This window comes from Collinsella sp. CLA-AA-H167 (genome assembly GCF_040095305.1).
Taxonomy (GTDB): domain Bacteria; phylum Actinomycetota; class Coriobacteriia; order Coriobacteriales; family Coriobacteriaceae; genus Collinsella.
The window spans coordinates 1-18768 of the sequence record NZ_JBBNGA010000004.1 but is presented as its reverse complement, the minus strand read 5'-3'; the positions used below and the strand labels follow the sequence as shown (position 1 = coordinate 18768).

Below are 18768 nucleotides of genomic sequence, written 5' to 3'. Positions count from 1 at the left end.
GGGGTTGTTGTGCAACAACGGGCGAGCTGCAATACTTATTTTTATCTTTGCAAACTGCACTTTAACTACACCAATGCAGGGAGGATCTTATGCAGCCCAAGCATTCTGCGATTGTCGCGGGCCTGACGCTGGCGCTTTCGTTTGGCGCCGTTTCCGCGCCGGCACCCGCCGCTGCCGAGGAGCCCACGCCGGGCGTTGCCTCGGATGCGACCGATATCGATAAGGGTCTCTATACCCAGCAGTCCTTTTCGGGCGTGCTGAGGTCGGTCCAGGGCGTTTCGTTTGTTAACGTGACTCCCGAGATGAAGTACTTCACCAAATATGAGAGTCACGGCAACTATAACCAGGGCTTTTCGTACGGTGACGGTTATAACGCGCTGGGTTATTACCAGTTCGACCGTCGTTGGTCGCTCATTCCGTTTATGAAGCAGGCCTACAACTACAACCCCGAAAAATACAGCATGCTCAAGGATGCGATTGATCGCGGCAGCGAGATTTCCAACATGAGCAATGCCATGTACGAGAACGGCCAGCTCACCGAGTTGGGCCGTATTGCGCAGGAGGCCTTCCAGGGCGCTTATAACATCGATCCTGTTGAGTTCTCAGCTCTTCAAGATGCCTATGCGTACAACTCGTACTATGCGGTGACCGAGGCGTGGCTCAAGAGTGGCCTGGGCATTGATATTTCGGGCCGTGCCGATTGCGTTAAGGGCATGGTGTGGAGCATCACCAACATGTGCGGCACCGGTGGCTGCAGGGACTTCTTCCGTTGGGCGAATCTCTCCAACGATATGTCCGACCGCGAGTTTGTGACGGCGCTTTCCAACAGTGTGGTCAATAACGTGGCGACCAAGTATTCGAGCCAGCCCCAGTATCATGAGGGCTGGAAGAACCGCTACCGCAATGAGCTGAAGGACTGCTTGGTTTATATCGCCGAGGACGAGGCCGCTGCGACGCCCGTGCAGCCCGAACCTACGCCGGCGCCCTCGCCGACGCCTGATTCGAATGACGACTCGAGCGACGATGCCAACGATGACAGGATGGATGCGCCCTCGACCGGTGCTGACGGTGATGGCTCTGCTGGTGGCACTACCAACAACGGCTCTACCTCGAACGGTTCCGATTCAAACGGCTCTGCTGCGGGCGATTCGTCTTCAAGCTCTGCCGGCAATACGGACAGCGACGCTTCTGGTTCGACCGGCGCTGGCACCTCTAACTCATCCACCGGCTCGAGCGATTCGTCCGTTGGCACCGGCTCTAACAACGGCTCCGGCTCTGACGCAACCCCTGGTTCCGATGCTTCCAAGGATGACTCGAATAAGGCGCCGGACGTTCCCGTTGCTTCGCCGGACAAGAAGCCTTCTTTCTCCGAGCAGCTTGGCTCTACGCTGGGCTCTTCGCTGATGGCTGGCGTCAATAACGGCTCGACCCAGAACAAGGGCAACTCTGATCAGGTTTCCACGGAAAAGATCGAAGCCGCAAAGGGCGACTCCAAGGACAAGGCTTCCGAGAAGACCGAATCCGATAAGGGTTCTAGCTCTGAGGAGAAGAGCGACAAGTCCGAACAGAAGAAGGACGAGGATAAGAAGTCTGAATCTGAGGAGAAGGACAAGAGCAAGGCCGAGGGCGAAAAGAAACAGTCCGAAGACGACGACAAGAGCGGTGCTGACAACCAGGTCCAAGAGCAAAATGACTCCAAAACGGTGACCACCACGACCACGACGACTACAACTACCAAGTCCTCGGGCGGCAACATGCCCAAGACGGGCGATCTGATTGTGATGGCGAGCCTTGCCAGCGCGAGCTTGGCCACACTGGGCGCTACGTCTATCGTAAGTGGTAAGCATAAGCTCGATCAGCAGAAGAAGGCTTCTGGGGAGGACGGCTCGGAGGAGTAATCTTCTAGATCGTTTTCTATAAGAGTTTGGGACGGGGTCCGGTGCGGCGGCATCGGGCCCCGTTTTTGTTGTGCAACGATTTGTTATGCCCCCTCGGGGGTCTGCTGCTACCGTTGCCCGAAACGTTTGCATGTCGATATTGTTGCGCTCTACCCGCTCGCTACAATGGGCATCGTGCTGCGTTAGAAGGAGAGTTTACGGTGTCTGAACAGGCGAATTATGGTGTTGCTCATGCGTTTGGCGCACGGTTGCTCAGTTATGCGGATAACGCAGCTCTGCCGGTTGATGTACACGACTTTTCCGATGCAATCAATCGGTGTTTACTCGTCGATAAGACTATGTTTATTGCCGATATATTGGACAGCGAAGCACCTGTTGCGGTTTGCTGTCGGCCCAAGGGTTTTGGCAAGAGCATGAATCTATCGATGCTCAAATGCTATTTGGAACGACCTGATCACCGGCGGCCGGATCGAAGCCCGTTCGTCGGCTCCCAGATTTGGCAGGCGGGCGGCGGTCACTATCGTGATGAGTACGCGTGTTATCCGATCATCACGCTCGACTTTTCAGCTGCCGCTGCGGGGCGCGACGCCGATGCTGCGGCGGCTATTCGCAGCGCTGTCGCGAACGAGTGCGCCCGATTGCTGCCGCTGCTTGCCGCACCTGATCTGTCAAGACGTGAAGTCCGTCTTATCGAAAGGGCGGCGCGTGGGGTGGCCAGCGATAAGGAGATCGATGCGGCGCTTGGCGTGCTTATCAAGCTGCTCCAGGCAGCTTTCGATGAGCAGGTTGTTCTTCTGATAGACGACTACGACGCGGTATGTCCAAAGCGTTTGGACGCTAAGGACGACGGTAGCGTGGATTCCCTAGAGTCGCTCAGCCGAATGCTGTTCGACACCATTGCCGACGCCGGCGACTCGTTGCGATTGACGTGTCTTATGGGCGAGCGCCCCGGTCCTGCCGAGCTTGCGTTGTCCCAACGTGGGGTTTCCTATCGGTCGGCGACAGCGTTGTCGAGTTGGTGTGATCGATGGTTCGGTTTTTCGGACGACGAAGTCCAAGTGCTGTTGGATTGCATCGGTCGCAACGGCTGTCTGGATGACGCGCGTGAGTGGCTCGAGGGCTATCTGTTTGGTGGTTTTTATTGCTCGAGCCCGGAGCGCGTGGTGGACTACGACATCGCGATTGCGTCGCGCCCGTTCGGGCGGATCTGTATTGTTACGCCGACCGTCTGGGCGCATGCGTCGGCGACTGGAATCTCATTCGCCTGTCCACATTGTTCGATTTGGTTGAGCCGCATGGGTTTATTGAGGCGCCAGTGCATATGCATGCCGAGGAGGTCGATGCCGCCAAGCCCGAAGATATCTGGACTGCGCTGTATCTGTCTGGATTCCTTACGACGGATATGACGGGGCATTCGGAGGACGGCGCGTGCCTTCGTTCCCTGCGTCTGCCTAATAACGAAGTGCGTCAGGCGCTCCGTCTTGTAATTCTGGAATGGTTTGAGTGCGCCGTTGAGGACGTTGGAGTTATCGACTCGTTCCATGACGGGCTGTGTCGAGGAGACGAGGACACTGTAAAGCAAGCTTTGGGCTGTGCTATCGGCGATCTGGGCATCGATGTGGGCCAATCAGATATGCCGACAGCCTATCATCTGGCGCTTCAGGGGCTCTGCTTTGGACTGCCCGGCTATTGCAATCCCAGCTCCAAGCGAAGTGGCGTCTCGGATCGCTGGGATATCCAGGTGATTCCCACCGGTCGGGTGTTTGACGTGGCCGACACGCTCGGCATGCTCGATGAGCGACCGCTCATTACGGTCAACATGTTGTACGACCCTGGCGTCGATGCCCTGGGCCTGGAACTGTTGGCGGTTCAGGCGCTGCTCGACATAGAGCGCGACGGCATCGATGATATCCGCGTGCCGCGCCCCGCCGTCGGGCGCATGCGTTGGGGTTTTGGCTTTGACGGTCAGCGTGTGTCCGTGGTGTGCCAACGACTGTAGCGGCGGGCGAAAGCCCTTTACTACTCGGCGTCCTTCAGGGGCGGCATGGGCTTCCAGTTGGGATCCTTAACGATCTTGCGGGCGTCCTTCATGCCGCGGCGCAGCGCCGGAATGCCGGTCTTAAAGCATTTGTCGACTGCTGCCAGACGAATGAACTCCTTACAGAAGGTCGCGGCATTGCCCAGACGGAACAGCACGGGGTGGTAGTCGCCGTAGATCTGCATGTAGCGTGCCAGATAACCGCGGTTGCGCATGATGTAGTAGCGGTTGGTGTCGCTCGTGGAGTTGAGCTGTCGTTTGCCGGCGATATCCCAGTTAGAGACGGCGCGGGCGCGCTTGAGCACCACGTCGGCGACCACGGCGGCGGGGAAGTGCTGGCTGGCTACGTAGCCGTAGCAGGCATCGTCGCCGTAGATAAAGAAGCGCGCGTCGGGCAGGCCAATCTTGTCGACCACGCGGCGCGAGAACATGCCCCCCTCAAAGCACAGCTGGTTCATGGCGCGGTAGCCCTCGGGACCCAGATCCCACTTGGCGATGGGGTTGGGAATGCCGAGCGAAAGGATGAGTTGGTACTGCCAAAAGAAGGCGCCGCCGTCAAAGTCCAGGCGTGAACCCTGGATAACATCGTAGCGGTCGGTCCACTTGGCCAAGCGCTCGATGCCTTCGGGGATGACGAGCACGTCGTCGTCCATCACCCAGAACCACTGGGCTCCCAGATCGTAGGCGCATTTAGTGCCAGCGGAGAAGCCGCCCGCACCGCCGCCGTTTTCGAGCTGCGGGGCGTAGATGACACGGTCGGTGCCGCCCTGCGCGTCGGGCTGCTCGGTGTCGATGCCCCACAGGTTGGCCAGGCGCTCGTTGAATGCGGTGCACATGGCCTCGGTCTCGCGCGAATTCTCGTTATCGACAATCACGATGCGCCAGGGCGTTGCCGTGAGCTCGGTCATAGAGTCGAACAAGTTTGCCAGGAGTTCCTGGCGCTTGTACGTAACGACGACGATGGCGAGCTTATCGATGGGGGCGGGGAGGGTTGAAGGCATGGGGCAATAATTCCTTTCACGCGCGGCGCGCATGCGCTGCACGGAAGCTATCGAATACGTCCTTGGGACTGTCCTATTGTAAAGGCTCGGCGCACCTTGGCGGCAAGCTTTGAATAAAACGCAGGAACCTGCCACGGGCCCGCCGCATGACGTGCGGCTACTTTGCCCGCAAGAGGCTCCATAGATTATATAAACGCCCGCTGGCGCGCTGACCCTTTGATACCATGAAACGACAGGTATTTCCTAAGGAGCACATTTGTCTACTAACGCCTCTGGCAGCCCTGTTCTGTCGCTGCTTATTCCCATTTACAATGTTCAGCGCTACCTGCGCGAGTGCCTCGATTCCGCCCTGGCGCAGACGCTCAAGGATATTGAGATCATCTGCATTAACGACGGGTCGACCGACAACTCGCCGGCGATTATTCACGAGTATATGGAGCACGATAGGCGCGTCAAGATGATCGACAAGGCCAACAGCGGCTACGGCGACTCGATGAACCACGGTCTGGAGATGGCGCGCGGCAAGTACGTGGGCATCTTGGAGTCCGATGACTTTATGGCGCCCGACGCACTCGAAAAGCTTGTCTCGGCCGCCGATAGCAATAATGCCGACTTTGCGAAGGCGAACTTTGATTTCTACTGGTCTAAGCCCGAGGAGCGCCGTTCGCTGCACGAGATGTTTAGACCTCAGGATTGCGGCAAGCCGGTGCACCCGAGCGATACGACGCAGTTCTTTAAGCAAAAGCCGTCGATTTGGTCGGCCGTCTACCGCCGCGATTTTCTTGAGCGTAACGGCATTACGTTCCTGCCGACTCCGGGGGCATCCTTTCAGGATACGTCATTTGCCTTTAAGGTGATCGCGTGCGCCGATAAGGCTGTTTGCCTGCACGATGCCGTGTTGTCGTATCGTCAGGACAACGAGAATTCCTCGGTCAATTCTTCGGCTAAGGTCTTTTGCGTCAATACCGAGTATGCTGAGATTGAGCGTTGGATTCGAGAGGATTATGCCCGTGACCACGCAAGTGATGACGTCGCGCGCATGCTCAAGTTCAATCAGCTCATTAAGTACGATTCGTATATGTGGAACTACGTGCGCCTGGCGCCTAAGTTCTATAAGGAGTTCCTGGTGCAGATGGCTAAGGAATTTCAGGCGGCCTTGGACGCGGGGGAGTTTTCGCTTGACGACCTCAAGCCGTGGAAGCGCGCGAATCTCGCTGCCATCCTCAAAGATCCTGAGGGCTGGGTTGACGAGCATCCGAGCTTTGCGACGGATGGTGCCTTGGGGCGTGCTAAGTATTACGCCTCGGTTGGAGGCCCAGGCGTGGTCGGCGCCTTCCTCATCGAATCGCTGAGGGGGTAGGTCGGCATGGGAGAGGCCTCGTGTCCTAAAGCTACCATTGTCGTCCCCGTTTATAACTCTGCGCGCTCCATTCAGCGATGCCTCGATTCGCTGTTGGCTCAGTCCGAGCGTTCGATTCAGGTTGTCTGCGTCAACGACGGTTCGACTGATGATTCGTTGAACGTGTTGCGCCAGGTCGCGCAGGCCGACGATCGCGTACTGGTGATTGACCAGGAAAACGCGGGCGTCTCGTGTGCTCGAAATGCCGGTATCGATGCCGCCGAGGGCGAGACCGTCTTTTTTGTGGACGCCGACGATTACATCGATGCCCAGACGGTCGAGCGCGTGCTGTATGCCATGGAGTCTGCAGATGCCGAGGCCGCCGTTTTTGGCGGCGTCTGTGAACCAGCCGATGCTGCCCCCAAACGCGTTCAGCAGCTCATGAGCCCCAAAGCTGGTACCTTCGGCGCCCGTGATCCCCAACTGCTGTTCCATTCGAATGCGCAGCCTTATGCCTGCCGTGCGGCTTTTTCGCGCGAGCTGCTCAATCGCGAAGGCATTCGCTTCGCCCCCGGTTTGGCTTTGGGCGAGGACGTCGTCTTCCAATTTGCGGCTTATGCGCTTGCCCGCAAGACCGTCGTCATGCCGGACAAGTTCTACCACTACGTGATGGAGAGCGAATCGGCGACGCACGAGTTCAACAGTGCCGAGGCTCGCGCCAAAAAGCTTGACGCCCACATGAGGATGCTCGAGGAGGTCTTGGAGGACTGGGCGGCCTACGAGCTTTTGGACCTGTGTCCCGGCGAGCTGATTGCCTGGTTCCTGGACCTTATTGTGTTTGATTTGGCACGCTTGGATGCTAATGGCTACCGCCGTGTAGCCGCTTGCGTCAACATGGACTTCACGACGTTTTTGGGAACGGAGTGGGCGGATATGCCTGCTAAGGGCGCCGTTCGCCGTGTTGCCCACAAGCTCGTTGCGGCGACCTCGGGCGTTTCGATGGCAGACGCCGCGCTGTTCTATCTTTCGACTCGCGGTCTCAAAGCCTGCCTGGAGCGCTTTATCTAATTCCAAGCGCTGCCGCCCGCCGCAACCCGGCTGTTAAAATAACCCTGTTACACGCTATTCAACAGGAGGTTCTCTTGCAGAACTCTGATACCCCTAAAGTTTCGCTGCTTGTGCCCATTTGCAATGTCGAACGCTACCTGCGCGAGTGCCTCGATTCCGCCGTGGCTCAGACGCTTAAGGACATCGAGATCATTTGCATTAACGACGGCTCCACCGATAGCTCGCCGGATATCATCCGTGAGTACATGGAGCGCGACCCCCGTGTAAAGATGATCGACAAAGCCAACAGCGGCTACGGCGACTCGATGAACCGCGGCCTGGAGATGGCATGCGGCGAATACGTGGGCATTCTGGAGTCCGACGACTTTATGTTTGAGGATTCGCTCCAAAAGCTGGTCGCCAAGGCCGATGCTGAGCATGCCGATGTGGTGAAGGGCGACTTTTACCTGTATTGGTCCACGCCCAGCGAACGCCGTGAGCTGTTTGGGATCATCGACGAGCATATGACGGGCGCCGCGTATCGCCCTGTCGATCGCCCGGGCATCTTCTACCGCAAACCTTCCATTTGGTCGGCTATCTATCGGCGCGAGTTCCTCAACGACAATCAGATTCGGTTCCTTCCCACGCCGGGTGCCTCGTATCAGGACGCAGGCTTTAACTTTAAGGTTTGGGCTTGCGCCGAGCGCGCCGCGTTTATTGCGGACCCCATTTTGTGCTATCGCCAGGATAACGAGAAGAGCTCCGTTAATTCGCCCAACAAGGTGTTTTGCGTGTGCGACGAATATGCCGAGATGCAACGTTTTTTGGACGAGCGTCCTGAGCTCAAGGCTCAGCTCCAGGGCATTTTAATGCGCATGAAGGTCGATACGTACCGCTGGAATGATGAGCGTCTGGTCGATGAGTTGCGCGAGCAGTTTTGGGAGAAGGCATCTCCCGAGCTCAAGGCCGACTGGGATGCCGGTCGCTTTGACCTGTCGCTGTTCGACCCGCGTGGCGAGACCGACTTGCGCCTGATGGTCAAGTCGCCCCGCGCCTATATCGATTCGCGCTTTGACTTTAAGAAGCCGGGCAAGCTCAATACGTTTAAGCATTACTTTAAGATCGGCGGCCTGCCGCTGGTGTGGCGCGTGCTGACGTATCAGCGCACCTACGGCGACAACCCGCACCCTGATGACGTTCCCGCCGCACAGTAGGAGCGAGTGATTATGGCTACCCCCAAGATTTCCGTTGTCGTTCCCATCTACAAAGTGGAGGAGTGCCTGGCCTGGTGCCTGGACTCCCTGCTTGCGCAGGATATGCCCGATTGGGAGGGCGTGCTGGTCAACGATGGCTCGCCGGACGGTTCGCGCGATATTGCGGTTGCCTATTGCGAAAAGGACGCGCGCTTTACGCTGGTCGATAAGGAGAACGGCGGCCTGTCGAGCGCCCGCAATGCGGGTATCGCTGCGTCCACGGCGCCTATTGTTGCTTTTTTGGATTCCGACGACCGCTTTACGCCCGATGCATGCCGCGTGATCGTCGATGCCTTTGAACGCGAGGATTGCGACGTGTTGACCTTTGGCGCGAATCCGTATCCGCTGGAGGCGGGGTATCCGTGGCTTAACTATGTGCTGAGCCCGCGCGATGTGTCGTTTGAAGGCTATAGCTCTGACCTGCTGTTTAAGGAAGCATCTCGCCCCTTTGCATGGCGCACCGCCTGCAAGCGTGAGTTTTTGCTGGGTAACGGGATCGTGTTCGACGAAACCGTCAAGTATGGCGAGGACCAGGTCTTCGATTTTGCCGTGTACGGTCGTTCGCGTAAGACCGCGCTTATCTCGAACAAGCTGTATGACTACCGTGTCGCGCGCAAGGGCTCGCTTATGGACACTATGCGCTATGACGACGAGACGCGACTGCTGGAGCACGTGAAGATTTACTCCGCGGTGATGGCTGACTGGCAGCGCGACGATCTCGATGTACAGCACGCCGATGACCTGGCGTACTTCCTATGCGATCTGGTGCTGTACGATGCGCTCAGGTTGCTGGGTTCGGACTGCGGCAAGGTGCTTGCTGCCGTTGCCACGGCGCTTGCCGATTCTGCTGTGGGCGGCGATGCCGCGCTCGCACTATGCGCTCCTTCTGTTGCTGCTATGGTGCGCGCGGCGCTTACCAGCAAGGCCCCCAATGTCCGTGAGTGCAAAAAGCTCATGTTCGATTACGACGTCTTGAGGTTTGGGCGCCTGGGTGCCTGCAAGCGCATGGCGGCGAACGCCCTGGGAAAGCGAGAAGTGTAGATGAGTATCAAGCGTTTGGCACTTTGCCGCAGTCAGGGCCGTCTGTTTGTGCTGCTTCGCTATGTCGGTCAGGATGTCGCCGCGCTTATTGAGCAGGAGGGTTCTCAAGCGTTTGCCCATGCGACGACGAGCGGTTCTTGTGTGCCGTCGCTGGTGCTCCCGGTCGATCATGGCCGTGTGCGTGCGCTTTGCCCTTCCGTTTCCGATTACGAGCGCGAGCTCGCTGTCTTGGTGCTTCCGTTTTTGGATGGTTCGTCGATGGATGTCGTTTTTGCATCCGGTGGCCAAAGGTTGGGCTCCATTCGCCTCGATAGCCGCGTGGCCAAGCTGGAATCCAAGATTAACTACAAAGCAAAGCCTGCGCTGTGTGCGCTTATCCGCGATGCGCAGCGTGGCGAACACTGCGGCCGCTACGAGATCGATGCCATTCGCTATTTGCCGGCAGACGCCGGCGCGGTGTGGCGCTATGAGGTCACCTGGGCGGGAGACCCCCAGTGCGCACCTGAGCTCCAGATCTTCGATACGCATATGAATGCCATCGATGTCACCGTGCATGTGTTTGAATCGCAGGTCGATGTTCCCCAGCGCAACGGTTGCCGCGTCAATAAAACGTATCTGAGCGTAGAGATGCCTCAGGATATACGAGATTTTGTCGCGATCGTGAGCGATCCCACAGAGCGGATCCAGAGCGGGTTTTGCGCCATGGATGGTCGCCTGTACAACGGCATGGTCGACGACAGCTGGAACCGCATGAAGGACGCGCGCGCAGACGACGCAGCTTATCGACGTTGGTTTGAGCAGCATCGCGCAAAGCCGGGCGATTTGGCGTGCCAGCGTGTCGCTTCGGCGGCCTTTGCCTATAGGCCGCTCGTGAGCATTGTGGTGCCGTGCTACAAGACTGATCGGGTCTACCTGCGCGAGCTGCTGGATTCGGTGCTAGCCCAGAGCTATGGCAACTGGGAATTGCTGCTGATGGACGCCTCACCCGAATGGGATGCGGTGGCCGACCTTGCGGCGGACGCCAATGACGAGCGCGTTCGCCGCATCGAGCTTCCCGGCAACGGCGGCATTGTGGTCAACACCAACGCTGGTATTGAGCAAGCGACGGGCGACTACATCGCCTTCTTGGACCACGATGACATTCTGGAACCGGACGCGTTATTCCACTATGTTGCCGCGCTGAACAAGGCTGCCGAGGACGAGCGTCCCCAGGTCCTGTTCTGCGACGAGGACATGTTCCAGAAAACGGGGGAGTGGGGCCAGCCGGTCTTTAAGACGCGGCTCAACGTCGACCTGCTCTATAGCCATAACTGCGCGACGCATTTCCTGATGGTGGAGAAGGCGCTCATCGATCACATTGGTACGTCCCCAGAAGACGTCGCGGGCGCCCAGGATTACGACCTTACGCTTCGCTGCCTTGCGGCGGGCGCGCGGTTTGAGCATGTCGCGCACGCGCTGTATCACTGGCGCGTTCATCCGGGGTCGACCGCCGATGGCTCTGCCGATAGCAAGCCGTATGCTATTGAAGCCGGGTGCCTTGCGCTCCAGCGCCACTTTGACTCACTGGGCATTCGTGGAGCGGTCGAAGAGACCGAGACGCCGTTTGTCTATCGCATGCGTTATGCGCTGCCGGAGCCTGCGTCGCTGGTGAGTATTGTGATTCCCACCAAGGATCACATTGAGACGCTTGACGCCTGTGTGATGTCGATTGCCCAGAAGGCCACGTATGCCAACTACGAGATCGTTTTGGTGGAGAACAACAGCGAAGCCCCGGATACGTTTGCGTATTACGAAACCCTGCCAGAGCGCGTGGCTGCGGTATCCGAAGGCAAGGGCACCGCGCGCGTTGTGTACTGGCCGGGCGAGTTCAATTACTCCCAGATCATCAACTTTGGCGTGGAGCATGCCAAGGGAGATTACCTGCTGCTGCTGAACAACGATACAGAGGTCATAAGCCCCGATTTCATCGAAGAGATGATGGGCTATCTGCAGCGTCCCGATGCAGGCGTGGTGGGTGCCAAGCTCTATTTTGCCGACCATCTGGTGCAGCACGCTGGCATTTTGGTCGGCGTGCGTGGCGCACTTGCCCATGCCAACCAGGACTTCTCGGCAAAGCGCGAGGGCTATCTTGCCCGCGCTGTGCGCCCGGGCAACTTTAGTGCCGTGACGGGCGCCTGTCAGATGGTGCGACGCGACGTATTTGAGCAGGTCGGAGGCTATAACGAGGAATTCGCCGTCGGTTTTAACGATGCTGACTTTTGCCTGCGCGTGTGGGAAGCGGGCTTCCGCACCATCTTTACGCCCTATGCCGAGCTGTACCACTACGAGTTCACCTCGCGCGGCAGGGAAGAGGCCAACGAGGAAAAGCTGCGCCGTTGGAAACGCGAGCAAGCCCTGTTCATGCAACGCTGGCCGGAGTTCTTCTTGACGGGCGATCCGTGGCTCGGACCGAACCTATCCTCCGAGAGCGAGTATTTCTCGGTCTAAAGCAATGGTTTTTAGGAAGTACTAAACTTTCTTTCGCTATGAGCTTGGAAGAAAGCAACGTTGGACTACCTACTAAGATAAATTACGAAAGCTCGATACTTCCGCGATAAGTTTATACAGGCTTATATAACTCGATATTATCCGATATGGTCTACGATAAAAATTTAAGCAATGATTGACCGTTAATCGATTTCCTAGAAAGGCAAACAAGTGGAGGTAGCGCTCTCTATGGGTGATAGTTTTGTCGCGACTGGTTTGACCATAGAGGACAATCTTCTGTCGAGAGCCGTTAAGGCCACTAAGGGCTATGCCTATCTGGTGCAACTGGTCGGTTATTCCATTTGGCAGCGCGCCAATTTGCATCGTGCCAAAAGTGCCATCGTGAGTGAGCGCGATGTTGCCGAAGGTATTGCGCTGGCAGAAGCTCGTTTTCACGATGTTGTTCACGAGCCCGCGATTTCTGGACTGGGGCATAACGATATCAAATACCTTTTGGCGATGTGCGAGGATAATCAACAGTTTAAATCAGCCGAGATTGCTAAGCGCATGGGTAAAAAGACCAATGAGGTCAGCTCCATTAGGGCAAAATTGCACAAAGAGAGGTTATTCAGGCGCCACAGAGAGGCTACGTGCAGTTTGCCGTGCCGGACCTAGATATTTATCTGCGAGAGAATGCCGAGGAGATTCTCGGGCGGTTCTAAATCGAGGCTTTCATCCAGGTTCACAACTGTCGAAGAACCGTCGTGAGATCCCTAAAAATGACACTGACGAGTGGGTTGTATTATCTTCTGCGCTTGTGGGCCGGGTGTACTGCTGGTTGCTGTCTGAGTTAGTGATTAATGATAAGGATTTGGGAGGATGAGCTAATCGAAAACCGATGGGAATGTCACTCAGAAGGACGTAGCGCCTTATGCTTCGCTTTCTATGGCGGCGCTCTGGGTGCCTGGAAAAAAGGAGGGCCCGAACTTGTCGGGCCCTCCCAGGTGTCGCCCGAAGGCTACCACCGCTGTTGTTAGCAAAGTCTACCACAACATTTTGTCCTCTACGATTTCGTGACATATATCTTCAGAAGTTTGAGCTTATTCTGGGTTTCGGTGCGCACAAAGCTGCCGTAGATTCCAGGAGGAAGTTCCTTCTTGTAGCGAAGTACAATCCCCTCGTAGTCGGAAACAAGCCGCTTCCTATCGGTCTTGGGCAGCTTCAGAAGTTCGAGAAGATAGACGACGAGAATGACGTAGTCGGTGATGTCGGAGAAGTTGATTAAGTCGATGTTCGTCTCACTTTTCAAGAGCTTCCCGACGTTCTTCGAGATGTCGCCTGTTTTGAATCGAACATCCGAGACGATGGCGTTGTGGGCGATGGCGTTCCTCAGGTCCTTGAGCGCAAAGATAATGGAGAGAAGGAGGGCCTCTGAATCATATTGGGAAGGCATCCCCATATCGGCGACGATGGCACCTTTAATGGGATGGTCGAGGCAGGCGTAGAAATTGCCGAACTCTCCCAGGGTCATGGACTCGAAGATAGCCCAGATTGGGATCGTTCTCCCTCGATCACGAAAGTGTTTGAAAAATGGCTTTTTGTCCTGCTCGCGGGAAATTAGCCCGTCAACGTTTTGTCGCAGTCTGAGCCTTTTCGCCCAAGACTTCTTGTAGGCAACCGTACCGGGATTATATCCTCTGTATGCCGTCAGACAGCTCCTGTAGATATCATCGAAGTCTTCGCTTTTGGCATAGCTAAGCACTGCTTCTAGCGTGTAGTTCTTTAGGGCGGTTTCAATTGTCATGATATGCGGATAGAGCAGGGTCTTGATCTGCATATCCATGGCGTGGAGAGATGTAATCTGGTTGAAATCGCTGATGGGGAGCCTATTCGACGAATCTCCCGCGAACCGAAACCCCTTGTATCCATGGTAGTAGCCGATGTTCTTGAGCTTTCGTTTTTGCCCTGATCCACCGATTGAAATCCCTTGATTCCGGAGATGCTTCATAAGGGAGTTGATGGATCTGGGCGGCACGGTAGAGCCTTTCTGTCAACAGTTTAATATGATGGGATTGTATCACGGTGGGGGTCATCGTTTCACTTTGCGTTTGCTGCCTTTGTAAGGGCTAGGCTAGGCTTTCACGTTTATGCTGACAACAGGACGCCTCAATATCGGTGGCCCATGGTGCTGGATCTAGATTATGTTTGCCATGTTTGATAACGAGTAGCTATTACTAAGTGATTTCGATTGCTGCTCCAACGCAAGCGGTGCATGGTTGAATGCGTCTGGTTCAGTTTTGAGTAAACAGGCCCAGACTGGTCAATTGGCTTATGATTCGCGAAAGCGACGGCTATTACCGAGGAGCATGCTGCGATCCATTGGCTTAATCGCGAGAACGAGAATTGCCTACTCTATCAGCGGCGCAGTATATTATCTTTGAAACTGATGCTTAGTGGTTTCGCGTTTCTGCCGTCGAGCCCTTATTCTTCCCCCCCCCCCACATGTGGAGGCTTGCCCATGATAGAGATTTGGCACATTGAAAAAGACAATGCGGCAGGCATGTTCGCACAATGCGTTGATATTAACGGTGCAGATTTGCCGCCAGCCCTCCCTTGGGTCGAGCCTTCCCTCAATAACCTATGGCTTGAGGCGTGTAGCTCTCATTTGTGCGGAAACTACCAAGCTGCAATTATTACTACCTCTGTTCTTCTTGAATTTACCTTAAGAATGGTTGTTTCGAACCTTGATGAAGTGCCATCAATACGAAAAGACCACGGTGAGATGTTCGAGAACCAAACCTTGAGGCCAGTCATCAACTCTGCGAAAAGTAAAGGGCTTTTGTCGGGCAATACAAAGAAATGGTGGGAAGCTTACTGCGAGCATATTCGAAACAAGATTTGCCATGGCGATTTGCTGCATATTCTTGATGACTGCAGAGATGTTCCTCAGTTCGTTGATTATTTTAATCCCATAGAATCGAGGGAGAATACAGAGCGGTATTCTTACGAGCAAGTTATTACACATCCTGCGGTGTTTCATCATAAGACAGGCAGAAGATTCTCAAAGTATTTTCTTCACGATGCCTACGGCAAGCTATCCGAACTTATAGGGCAAACGGAATGGGATGAGTACGATGAGTGGTGGGAATCGCAAAAGGTTGCTTACGATAGCTTTTTTGCATACCGTTGGAATTATCCATCTCTTAAAAGTGGCATACAATCCGCGCGTAGGCCATTTGGATCCGCAAGCGAATGATGACTTAGCTTAGCTGTGTTTTTGCTGGTTATTGCGGTTGTCTGTCGTTTGTTCCTGCCCAGATTCAACCGGATTGCATCCGCGAATACCTAAACCAAAGGATCATCTCTTGTCTTCTTGTAGTCAAACACCTGACTAACGCGCGCCAGGAGAACCTCCTTATCGGTACGCTGCACACATTTTCAGCGCCGGATGTGCCTGTGACCGTGCTCGCCGACAACATGAGGAATGTGGTCATCCGCCGCGACGCCGGACGCGATAGTCCTCGCGAGCAACAGCGCTTTGAGCGGGCGGGATAAGTTCTTCATGAGAGACGATACGCTCCTCTGCGCCCATGCCGGGCTGTTCGACAAGACATCGGTGTTAGTGATGCGGAGTTCGAAAAACCCCGGCAGGGAGCTCGATGCCTGCTCGGTAGAGGTCGTCCCACAGGTGACAAAGGTAAGGGGGCCTAGTCCAGGGGGGCGTAGGAAAGCACCAGGAAAGTCAGATCGCGTCGAAAATGATGGTGTAAGGGCGATACCCTAGCGTCCGTTTAACGAAGAGCGGCCTTCGTCCTAGAATCTGAAATCACCACAACAACAGGTTCTAGGAAAGGACGAAGACCGCTATGGAAATCTTATCAGACCCGACGCCGGACATGCTCGCCATGCCCCGGTTCGACGACGGCGCCATCGACATGCAGGAGCTGCTCAGGCGCCTCGCCGAGCAGGTCGTGAATGCGGTAATGGACGCCGAGGCCGACCAGCTGTGCGGCGGCGGGGCGAACAGCCGCAACGGCTACCGGGAGCGCGGCCTCGCCACCTGCGTCGGCACGCTGACGCTGCGCATCCCGAAGTTCTGCACCGGCAGCTTCTTCCCCGACGACGCGATCGAGCGCTACCAGCGCGTGGACCGCGCCCTCGTGGCCGCCGTCGCCGAGATGTACGCCACCGGCACGAGCACCCGCAAGGTGCGGCGCGTCGCCGAGAAGATGGGCGTGTCCAGGCCCTCCAAGGACCAGGTGAGCGCCATCGCGTCGAGCCTGGACGCCGACATCGATGAGCTCTGCTCGAGGCCCCTCGACGGCTCGCCGGTGCCCTACGTCTGGCTCGACGCCACCTACGTCAAGTGCCGCCGCGGGGGCCGCGTGGCCTCCACGGCCGTCGTCACGGCCATCGGCTGCGACGCGGGCGGCTGGAGGCGCGTCCTGGGCGTCGACGTGGTGGACACGGAGTCGTATGACTCGTGGCTGGCCTTCCTCGGCCGCATATTCGACGGGAACGTTGCGGCGCATGAGCCTGATGAAGGAGATCCAGACGGGGAGCGGCTTTCGGCAGTGTTCGAGGACGGTGCCGGTGGGGGAGGTGAACCTCCTGCCGCAGCAGCGGCAGCGCCACCTTGAAACCCCGGCCGCGGTCGATCCGTTCCTCCAGACGCCCCCGGCGCCGCACTCCGGGCGCCCCGAGTCCGGCCGGTAGGCCGCGGCGGCCTCGGCGGGTGCGCCCACGCCGACCTCCTTGCGGCTGCGCCTCTCGTCTACGGCTTCCCTGAGTGGCAGGAACTCGTCGGCGGCGTGGCCCGCCACGAGCGCCCCGAAGGGGTTTGCTCTTCCCATATGGATCTGCCCCATCTGCCCGAACGCCCACCCGGAGGGATTGTCGCCACACAAAGATTCGGGTGGGCGCTCGGGCAAATTCTCCGTTTGGCTGGGCAGAGCATGGCATTCGGGGCCTTCCGGCCCCCGAATCATCACCTGTTATCTAAACTGTTAGAATCTGTTATTAAGCAGTTGCACTGTCTGCGTCAACGCGTATTCGATAAAATGCATTTTCGATTAACTTTGACTTGTTACGAGAATTTGGAATAGCTATGGGTCAGTTTAAAAGGGCGTTCGTCTTTATCATTGCGATGATTGTGTCATTAGTTATTGTCGCGACACCGTCTTTTGCTGACGAATCTTCGAGAGTTCTTGTTGAAAATTCTTGGCGCTTTCAAGATGGTCAGTCAATTACTCTTGAAGAAGACTCCGAAGATGCTGGAATTTCAGCGTATTCGCTCAGCAGGCTACCTGATGGTGTCACTGCTCAGGGTATCGATGTGAGCGAGCACCAGGGCAATATCAATTGGGATGCCGTTAAGGCGAGCGGTGTTGATTTTGCGATTCTTCGAGTTGGCTTTGGTGCGCCGTCTTTCGGGGGAAGAACTGATTATCAGTTCCAGCGTAATATCTCTGAGTGTGAGCGCTTGGGGATTCCGTACGGTATTTATCTTTACTCGTATGCGTGGGATGATGGACAGGCGGCAGATGAAGCGGCATTCGTTATTAGCAATATTGCGGGCCACAGCCCGCAGCTGCCTATCTACTACGACCTCGAGGATAATTCGATTATAGCTGACGGTCGCCAAGGAGGTATAGCCTCAAGGGCTTCAGTTTTTTGCAATCGGATTTTAAATGCTGGCTATAAGGTCGGCATTTATGCCAACTTAAATTGGTTTAACAACATCCTGACCGACCCCGTGTTTAATTCACCGTCATGGGACCATTGGATTGCGCAATATAATTATCAGTGTGATTACGCGGGCAAGTACAGCTTTTGGCAGTATGCGAGTGATGGTAGCGTTGATGGAATCAGCGGTTCCGTCGATATGAACTATGCGTATGGTGCCACTGGAGTAATGTCTGATCAGGATAAAGCGGCCTGGGAAATTAATTCCTATTATGAAGCGCACTCTGCTCAGCTGGGTAATAAAGATGGAGGAATTGTCCACGAGGGCACTTATTCCTATTTAAAGTGTGAACTTGGAAGAGTGTATTGGACTAAGAAGTCCGGTGCCCATTCTATTTGCGGTTTATTTTTCCAAAAATGGTGCGATTTGGGGATGGAATCTTCTGAGCTAGGTCTTCCGGTTGGCGATGAAACGTCTAGCTCGTCCAATGGATCGGGTTCTGCCCAGGATTTTCAAAATGGGTCTTTACATTGGACTGATGAATACGGGTTCGTCTCCGTCCGCAGCGGCGCGATAAGGAGCGAGTACGTCAGGAGGGGCTGGCAGGCCGGCCCCCTCGGGTGGCCCGTGGCGGAGGCCGAGGCGCTCCCCGGCGGCGGCTCCCAGCAGCGGTTCCAGAACGGCACCATCGTCACGTCTTCCAAGGGTACGTTCGAGATTGACGGCGAGATGCTGGACCTTTGGACGTCCCTGGGCGGGGTTGACGGGCTGGGCTACCCCCTCAGCAATGCGGCGTGGTTCCCCCAGAACGGGGGAGGCTACTCGACCGATTTCGAGAGGGGCTCGATCGCCTGGACCTCGAGCCACCATGCCGTCTCCGTCCGCAGCGGCGCGATAAGGAGCGAGTACGTCAGGAGGGGCTGGCAGGCCGGCCCCCTCGGGTGGCCCGTGGCGGAGGCCGAGGCGCTCCCCGGCGGCGGCTCCCAGCAGCGGTTCCAG

Annotated in this window: 14 protein-coding genes; 12 read left to right on the top strand and 2 right to left on the bottom strand. The window is 56.4% G+C overall.

Going from position 1 to position 18768, the window contains the following annotated elements; all coding sequences use genetic code 11:
* The first annotated feature begins 89 nt into the window (after positions 1–89).
* From AAAT03_RS03770 to AAAT03_RS03760, 3 genes are all read left to right on the top strand, one after another.
* Entirely contained in the window at positions 90–1898 is a 1809-nt protein-coding gene (locus AAAT03_RS03770) for a hypothetical protein (protein ID WP_158552038.1), read from the top strand.
* Positions 1899–2098: 200 nt separating this feature from the next.
* A complete protein-coding gene (locus tag AAAT03_RS03765; protein WP_349102631.1) occupies positions 2099–3304 on the top strand; it encodes an AAA family ATPase in 1206 nt (401 codons plus the stop codon).
* Positions 3220–3897 (top strand): hypothetical protein, encoded by a 678-nt coding sequence (locus AAAT03_RS03760; protein WP_349102630.1) that lies wholly within the window; start codon positions 3220–3222, stop codon positions 3895–3897. The genes AAAT03_RS03765 and AAAT03_RS03760 overlap by 85 nt, the downstream gene beginning before the upstream one ends.
* A 20-nt stretch (positions 3898–3917) precedes the next feature.
* Here AAAT03_RS03760 and AAAT03_RS03755 read toward each other — a convergent pair whose 3' ends face one another.
* Positions 3918–4937 carry a glycosyltransferase gene (locus tag AAAT03_RS03755; protein ID WP_349102629.1) on the bottom strand — a complete coding sequence of 340 codons (1020 nt, stop codon included), beginning with the start codon at positions 4935–4937 and terminating at the stop codon, positions 3918–3920.
* 256 nt (positions 4938–5193) lie between these two features.
* Here AAAT03_RS03755 and AAAT03_RS03750 point away from each other — a divergent pair, with 256 nt between their 5' ends.
* The 6 genes from AAAT03_RS03750 (at position 5194) to AAAT03_RS03725 (ending at position 12758) form a co-directional block, all read left to right on the top strand.
* A complete protein-coding gene (locus tag AAAT03_RS03750; protein ID WP_349102628.1) occupies positions 5194–6297 on the top strand; it encodes a glycosyltransferase in 1104 nt (367 codons plus the stop codon).
* A gap of 6 nt (positions 6298–6303) precedes the next feature.
* Positions 6304–7344: a glycosyltransferase gene (locus AAAT03_RS03745; protein ID WP_349102627.1), complete on the top strand. Its 1041-nt coding sequence runs from the start codon at positions 6304–6306 to the stop codon at positions 7342–7344.
* Positions 7345–7418: 74 nt separating this feature from the next.
* A complete protein-coding gene (locus tag AAAT03_RS03740; RefSeq protein ID WP_273377168.1) occupies positions 7419–8537 on the top strand; it encodes a glycosyltransferase family 2 protein in 1119 nt (372 codons plus the stop codon).
* Between the two features lie 12 nt (positions 8538–8549).
* Complete coding sequence (locus AAAT03_RS03735; RefSeq protein ID WP_349102626.1) at positions 8550–9617, top strand: glycosyltransferase; 1068 nt, start codon at positions 8550–8552, stop codon at positions 9615–9617.
* A complete protein-coding gene (locus tag AAAT03_RS03730) occupies positions 9618–12104 on the top strand; it encodes a glycosyltransferase family 2 protein (RefSeq protein ID WP_349102625.1) in 2487 nt (828 codons plus the stop codon).
* Between the two features lie 210 nt (positions 12105–12314).
* Positions 12315–12758, top strand: a complete 444-nt coding sequence (locus AAAT03_RS03725; RefSeq protein WP_349102624.1) for a hypothetical protein — start codon at positions 12315–12317, stop codon at positions 12756–12758.
* Positions 12759–13146: 388 nt separating this feature from the next.
* On the opposite strand, the gene AAAT03_RS03720 is transcribed toward AAAT03_RS03725, so the two are convergent.
* Positions 13147–14118 (bottom strand): Abi family protein, encoded by a 972-nt coding sequence (locus AAAT03_RS03720; protein WP_349102623.1) that lies wholly within the window; start codon positions 14116–14118, stop codon positions 13147–13149.
* Between the two features lie 483 nt (positions 14119–14601).
* Between AAAT03_RS03720 and AAAT03_RS03715 the strand changes: the two genes are divergently transcribed.
* The 3 genes from AAAT03_RS03715 to AAAT03_RS03705 all read left to right on the top strand — a co-directional run.
* Entirely contained in the window at positions 14602–15339 is a 738-nt protein-coding gene (locus AAAT03_RS03715; RefSeq protein WP_349102622.1) for a hypothetical protein, read from the top strand.
* Between the two features lie 610 nt (positions 15340–15949).
* The gene (locus tag AAAT03_RS03710) at positions 15950–16723 is read left to right on the top strand and encodes a transposase (protein WP_349102621.1); all 774 of its coding nucleotides are present in this window, start codon (positions 15950–15952) and stop codon (positions 16721–16723) included.
* 467 nt (positions 16724–17190) lie between these two features.
* On the top strand, positions 17191–18768 hold a 1578-nt coding region (locus AAAT03_RS03705; protein WP_349102620.1), incomplete at its 3' end, for a GH25 family lysozyme.

Coding starts and splice junctions, on each gene's coding strand:
- AAAT03_RS03715 (WP_349102622.1), top strand. CDS start 14,602: ATGATAGAGATTTGGCACATTGAAAAAGACAATGCGGCAGGCATGTTC.
- AAAT03_RS03760 (WP_349102630.1), top strand. CDS start 3,220: ATGCATGCCGAGGAGGTCGATGCCGCCAAGCCCGAAGATATCTGGACT.
- AAAT03_RS03710 (WP_349102621.1), top strand. CDS start 15,950: ATGGAAATCTTATCAGACCCGACGCCGGACATGCTCGCCATGCCCCGG.
- AAAT03_RS03745 (WP_349102627.1), top strand. CDS start 6,304: ATGGGAGAGGCCTCGTGTCCTAAAGCTACCATTGTCGTCCCCGTTTAT.
- AAAT03_RS03755 (WP_349102629.1), bottom strand. CDS start 4,937: ATGCCTTCAACCCTCCCCGCCCCCATCGATAAGCTCGCCATCGTCGTC.
- AAAT03_RS03730 (WP_349102625.1), top strand. CDS start 9,618: ATGAGTATCAAGCGTTTGGCACTTTGCCGCAGTCAGGGCCGTCTGTTT.
- AAAT03_RS03770 (WP_158552038.1), top strand. CDS start 90: ATGCAGCCCAAGCATTCTGCGATTGTCGCGGGCCTGACGCTGGCGCTT.
- AAAT03_RS03735 (WP_349102626.1), top strand. CDS start 8,550: ATGGCTACCCCCAAGATTTCCGTTGTCGTTCCCATCTACAAAGTGGAG.